We start from the raw sequence: 6,264 nt of genomic DNA, 5'->3' as shown, positions 1-6,264 counted from the left end.
GCCAATAAGCTGTTTGCCGATTGTGGAGGAGAAATTGCCTGCAAAAATGCAATTTTTTCTGTTCATCTAAAATGTACAGTCCAACATGATAGTACTCAAATTTTTCAGAAATTTGATCTGTCACCGCCCCCAATAGCATGGAAACATCCTGAATCTCGGCAATGGTTCTGGCAACAGTGGTTGATGTGCGCAATTGATTGGTTTGCGCTTCCAACTCTTCGGTGCGCTCGCGTACCTTGTTTTCCAATTGGCTTCGTTCGGCAATCAGGGTCTGAACATACTTTGAGTCCGACCACAATACGCGCAAATTCGTTTTAAATCGAGCAATTGCAATGACAAGGATCACACTAAGTACGGAAAAATTCACTGTATACGCGATCCAGTCCAATGGCGTGGTGGTTGGAACGCCTGGCGCACTAAAATGATACTTTCCCAGTTGCGGCATGATTGCGAATAGCAAAGCGATAAGATGATCAATGCAACAAAAAATACGTTGCCATCAAGCCACGGCCCCCCACGCGAGAATGGCGTTTGTTCCTATTGCGTAGATCATCAATAACAATATAATGGCGCGAGCCGTATATGGGGCTGGGAAAATGGTTACCAGGAACAGAACAGAATACAGGCTGATAAATAAAACAAGATCGTTTGATGTTGCGTTTGGCAGTGAGAATGCCAACAGGCCGAGTCCCAACACACAGGCCAGGCGTAGAATGATTAAGATAAATCCATTGCGCCAGCTTTTATAATCAAAAGCCATTGACTGATGGTCCTGCTGCTTATCCGGTGCGTAAGATCGCAAATCACTATTCATCTTCTGTCCCCATTGAAACTTCGATTACCACTTCCGAGGCTTCGAGTGAGCGCCCGAGTTCACGAACGGTGGTTTGCAGGATATTGTCCATATTTGTGGATGCCCAAATTTTGGTGATGAGTTCATTTGCCAGTTTCTCACGAGCCGCAATGGATTGACTTTCCTCCACAAGGCGGGCATTTTTCCAACGCAAGCGATGCTTGCGTTGTGATGGATCGATCAAGGTTTTCTGCTCGGACTCCATTCTGCGAATTCTCAAGATAGACCTGTCCGATAATTTGATCCCTCAATACAAGCGGAATATTAATCTCCATGTTGTCGTCCGAGTCATTATCTCCAAGGGCATAATCCAATCTGCGATGGTCTGTGAGGGATTGCCAGGCTCCCTGAAGATATTGCCGTTGAGTGGCGCGCATTTCAGAAAGGCTTTGTTGTCCACGCAAGAACAAGCGGGAGTTTTCAAGTGCGATGGCTATTTCATTAGCCATGTTCTGGTATGCTTCAATGTCTTGCGGAGAGAACGCGTTTGCTTTAGTTGCGTGCATTTCCAAAGCGCCCAGGACTGTATCGCCGACGATTAGCGGCATCGCGATTTGGGAGCGGGAATAAGGCAGCAGGGGATTGTCAGGACGGGCGGCTTTTGTCCCGGCTTCCTGGACGATATAAGCCTGCTTTGTACGTATTGCAACGCTGACCGCAGATTTTCCGTCGACATCCAACCGGTGCCTGTTTTCGCGCAATATCCTTCCAGCTTCACCGGTTGCCTCTTTCAGATCGGCCCAATGTTCTGAGAGGTCAAGCAGGAAGAAGGCGGTGTAATAGCAGTCAAATTCGACTTCAATGAGATGGGCAGCTTGTTTGAGAAGTTCATCCGGGTCTAGAATGGCAGTAACTGCGCGTCCGATTTTATTTATTTTTCCAAGTTGAACGGTTCGTTCGAATACTTTATTCTCCAGGTTCGTGCGTTCGTTTTTAAGTTCGTTCAAAGTTATATCAATTTGTTTTTGCGATTCGAGAAACTCCTGCTCTAAACGTTGAAAACCAATAATAATGACAAGTCCAAACATGGAGAGGACCACCCCCGCGCTTATGCAATCATCTAATTTGGACGGGAATACAGATTGGTTTAGTGGGGTCATCCGCCCGCTTAACATGAGCCATCCAAATACTGAAAAGGTTAAGATATTTAGAATAAGAGCCGCGATTCCAGCGCGCGGCGAAAGCAGCATGGTTGAAAAAATGATTAAGCCCAGGAAGAAGAATAAACCATCTCCTAAAATGCCGTATAAAATTAATTCACTGATTCCAAGTACATAAATGCTAAGCAGAAATACGCTCATTCGTACCGCATATGAAAAGCGCACGATAGTAACAATTGCCGTTAATACATAGACGGTTATAAAGACTGCGTCAACGAGCGTGCTGGCTGAACCCCTTAGCGCGGGAAGTAATGCAATGCTTCCCAGTATTAGTACGCCGACCAGTAAGGGGATCGCGAATCGCTCACGCCAATTTCTGTAAAACAAGCGCGTCATTTCGGCTGAGTGTTTAGAAAGACTGCTTTCCATCATTGCTTATCTTCCTGTTTGGCGTCGCTCAACGGGTTGATTTGGATCTTTGCGTAGCGCGCGCCGGTGACTCTTGTCAGCTCGCTTGCCGTGGTCATTAAAATCGATTGAATGTCTGTTGATCTCCGAATATTGCTGGTCACTTCGAAGATTACGCGTTCACGCTCCGCCTGTAAACGGATCTGTTCCAGCAAACGGGCGTTTGCAATGATGGCCGCCAGACTTCCTCCAAGCGTACCAAGCATTTCCTCGTCGTTCTCAGTATAGTCGTCAATTTGCTCGCTTTCCACGTTCAAGACGCCCAGCAGCTCGTTTCGATAGATCAGTGGAACAGCTAGTTCTGAGCGTGTATTTGGGCTGGTTTGAATATAACGCGGATCTTCGATCACGTTTGACAGGCGAAGAGATCGCCTGTGTGCGGCAACCCAACCGGGCACTCCGCTTCCAATGGGGATGTGTAGAGTCATAATATCTTCAGCATATCCCATGGATGCTTTTACTTCAAGCATCTTCTTTTCACGGTCCGTAAGGAGGATCATGACTCGGTCGCCTCCAAGCGTAACTTGCAATCCTTTCACTGCGCTTTCCAGCGCTTCTTCGAGTGTTGTGCCAGATGCGGCGGTTGTGGTGATATGGTGCAGGAGTCTGTGTTGAGATAGATGTTCCTGGGTCTCGGCAAAGAGTTCTGTATTCACCACTGCTATGGCAAGTTGATCTGCAAGGACCTGCAGGCTTCGTAAATTATCCTCAGAAAATGCGTAGATTTTGATACTTTGAATGTCCAGCACCCCAAGAATACGCTCTCCCACCTTTAGCGGAATGGCGGCTTCGGCACGGGTATCCGGAAGAATCGGATTTGCGTAGTACGTGGCGTCTTTCGTCGTGTCGTTCACGATGAGCTGTTCGCCATGGCTGCTTACAAAGCCGACAATGGATTTTGAGCCGATCGCGATCTTATAGCCAGCGCGTTTCATTTGCGCCCCGGCCTCGCCACTCGCCTCGCGGATCATTGCGAATTCTCCTGACAGGTCGCGTAAAAAGATGGCTGCGTGATAGAACTCAAATCTTTCACGAATGAAGTTGACGGATTTTATCAATAGCTCATCCAGGTTTAGCGAACCGCTAATATCGCGCGCGATTTCTGCCGCAGTTTCCAGTTGCAACGCTTTCCGCTGGCTTTCATCCAGTAACCGAACATTATTGATCACCCCTGCCACTTGACCCGCAAGGGTGGTGAAAAATTTCAAGTCGGATTTATCAAAGGCATGCTCTTTTTCATTGTCCTGGATGATCAATGCGCCGATGGGCTTGTTTTGAACGAACATGGGTGCGCCCATCCAGGACTGTGGGAGTTTGCCTGACACTTTGGCTCCTAGGTCAAGCGCTTTGCGTTCCACATCTTCCACGAGCATTAATGGCTGTTTTGTGTTTAGTAAGATCGAGGTCAAACCTTCTCCAAGTGGGAAGGATTCTATCGATGTGGTCTGACCATCTTCATAACTGAACGGGATGCTGATTGTGTTGCTTACTTCATCGTACAAAGCGACGATTAAGCTGAACTTGCCAATGATTTGATGGATCTTGGCAAGCAGTGCTTGAAAAACTTTGAAGGTCTGATGTTTCTGAAATTAATTCATTGATGGATGCCAGAGATTCCATTTCGCTAAGGTGCCGTTCTGTTTTTTGGATCGCGTCTGCTTTTTCGAGTGTGATCGAGATTAGGTCCGCCAGGTTTCCATATGGTTGTATGGAAGCGCTGGTGATCACCCGTTTTCTTGACCCAAGCATGATGATAGCCATCAAGGTGTCATGTTTTCGGATCGGCAGGAATGCGATATGATCCAATTCCATTTTATTAAGAATGCTGGTGAATGGTCTCGGAATATTGAGCTGTCTTGTTTCAGTTATAACGGTACTGCGTGACAGGTAATCATTAATTTCATCAATATTCGCATTGATATACTTTGGCAATCCGGGGAATGGGTGATTGTGCTCTGGTCGAGTTTGGCTGACGAGATGATTTCAAGTTGACCATCTTCTGTTGTACGGAAAACAATGACGGGGTAGGGGGCTTGTTCGACGATTTGCCCGCCTATTCTTAATATCTCAGTTTCGCTGACCGCTTTTGCTATCAAACGGCTTGAGCGATAGAGCCTTTCAAGTTCTTCAAAATTGATGTGGCTGGTTTCGACGAGGCCGATCGTTTGTATCGACGCAGCGATCTGGCTAGCCAGAGTGCGAAGCATGACAAGGGTTTCAGTCCCTGTGAAAGCGCCTTCCTTTATGCTTTGTACATCCAATGCCCCCAGCACCAAATTCCCGATCGAGATGGGAACGCAGGCTTCGGAGCGGGTCTCTGGAAGCAGTTCGCTCTTCAAGTGAAGCGGATCAACCAAAATATCAGAAGCAACTCGCGGCTGATTATTTGCGCTTACCCAGCCGACGATGGATTCTGATCCAACTTCCAATCTGTATTTTTTATCAATCAGTCCTTCGGTAGCGGATCCAAAGCCGGCTTTAAACTCTATATATCTTCCGCCACGATCCATCAGGAAAATACTCGCTTGATAAAATTCAAATTGTTTAACGAGTAATTCTGCTGTTTTGGCGAGCATTTCGTCAAGGTCGGATATGGTTGTGATGTTTTGGGCCACCTCTGCAGCAGTGCGGATCTGCCGTGTACGCTCATCCACTTTTTCTTCCAAGGAGCGATACGTGCTGCTGAGTTCCTCTGCCATGTTGTTGAAAGAGTCTGCGAGCAAGCCGACTTCGTCTTCGCTCAAAACTTTCGCTCGTTGATTCCAATCTCCTTCGGCAAATTTGCTGGTGATTTCAGATAATGAGCGTAGTGGTCTGATAATTCTATTAACTCCCAAGCTCAATACGACGCCGGTGGCGGCCAATGTTCCCAAAACAAGGAGAATAGTGAACGGGGCGAGACTTGCTATTTGGCCATAAATATCAGCCGCATTTACTTCAAGGACAATGCCTGTCTGCATAGACGGAAACCATTGAAGTTGCGCCAGCACTGCATCACCATTGGGCGCAGTTGTGTCCATTGATTCAGGCTGTGCCTGCTGTGTAAACATTAACTCTGTCAGCTTTGATTTAAGTTCGTTGCTGGGGGATGAGGAGTTGACAAGCGTGAACTCCATGGTGTTTGGGTTGACGTAGATAAATTGGTCGGTTGAAAGAAGAAAATAAGTGCTTGCGAGTGGAGATATACCGTTGAGAGGCTGAATTAGTTCCAGTAGGTTATTTTTTTCCGTGATCCCCACTAACGCACCAAGTGTTGAACCTCCACCGGCTGTTTGATAGTTCAATGCGGTAACAAGTAAGAAATGATCTTCGTAAATCGGCGATAGCCCGTATAACGCACTCGAATGATTCTCTTCTACCGGATTGAAAATATTCGAAATTATCGATTTCCTCAGCCAGCTCTCGTTACTTGCCAGTTTGATATTTCCTTTTGTGTCCATTAAAAAGAATTGATCGAATACAGGGGTGCCTTCCTGTGTATTCATCCTTTGAAATTCTTTAATGAAGTCGTTTTGGATGACGTCAAACTGGTTGTTCATCGGATTTGCGTGTAATCCGAGCTCGATCAGAGCCCTAAAGTCCTCATTTTCAATCTGATTTGCAAGCAGAGCTTCTCTTTGTTTGATTTCGCGATCTATTAGCTTAAGTTGATTAGTTAAAAGGTTTTGTGATTGTGTAATTGCTTGTTCCCGTAGAAGTCCGCGCGCACGAAAATACGCCATTCCAGCCATTAAGGCAAGTGGAATAAAAGTAAATATAAGGAGCGTTCTTACAAGCGTGCCTGTCAGACTGCCCTTAAATCTTTTTTGCTGGCTATTAAGTACGGGCGTCGCTTTCATTGAA

Annotated in this window: 7 protein-coding genes; all 7 read right to left on the bottom strand. The window is 46.5% G+C overall.

Translation table 11 applies throughout. From position 1 onward, the window contains the following. Positions 1-445: hypothetical protein (locus IPL17_RS08080; protein ID WP_345306573.1), on the bottom strand; the 445-nt coding region annotated here is incomplete at its 3' end. Between the two features lie 54 nt (positions 446-499). After that, positions 500-760: a hypothetical protein gene (locus IPL17_RS08075; RefSeq protein WP_345306572.1), complete on the bottom strand. Its 261-nt coding sequence runs from the start codon at positions 758-760 to the stop codon at positions 500-502. Positions 761-806: 46 nt separating this feature from the next. After that, positions 807-983, bottom strand: coding sequence for a hypothetical protein (locus IPL17_RS08070; protein WP_345306571.1), 177 nt, complete (start codon positions 981-983; stop codon positions 807-809). Continuing rightward, positions 952-2,385: a GAF domain-containing protein gene (locus IPL17_RS08065; RefSeq protein WP_345306570.1), complete on the bottom strand. Its 1,434-nt coding sequence runs from the start codon at positions 2,383-2,385 to the stop codon at positions 952-954. The genes IPL17_RS08070 and IPL17_RS08065 overlap by 32 nt, the downstream gene beginning before the upstream one ends. Then, positions 2,382-3,932, bottom strand: coding sequence for a GAF domain-containing protein (locus IPL17_RS08060; protein WP_345306574.1), 1,551 nt, complete (start codon positions 3,930-3,932; stop codon positions 2,382-2,384). The genes IPL17_RS08065 and IPL17_RS08060 overlap by 4 nt, the downstream gene beginning before the upstream one ends. Further along, positions 3,913-4,233: a hypothetical protein gene (locus tag IPL17_RS08055; protein WP_345306569.1), complete on the bottom strand. Its 321-nt coding sequence runs from the start codon at positions 4,231-4,233 to the stop codon at positions 3,913-3,915. Before IPL17_RS08055 ends, IPL17_RS08060 begins: the two co-directional genes overlap by 20 nt. 53 nt (positions 4,234-4,286) lie before the next feature. After that, positions 4,287-6,260 carry a HAMP domain-containing protein gene (locus tag IPL17_RS08050; protein ID WP_345306568.1) on the bottom strand — a complete coding sequence of 658 codons (1,974 nt, stop codon included), beginning with the start codon at positions 6,258-6,260 and terminating at the stop codon, positions 4,287-4,289. Positions 6,261-6,264 lie beyond the last annotated feature (4 nt).

The organism is Candidatus Villigracilis saccharophilus (genome assembly GCF_016711665.1).
The sequence above is the reverse complement of the archived record's forward strand: the minus strand, read 5'-3'. Positions and strand labels throughout refer to the sequence as shown.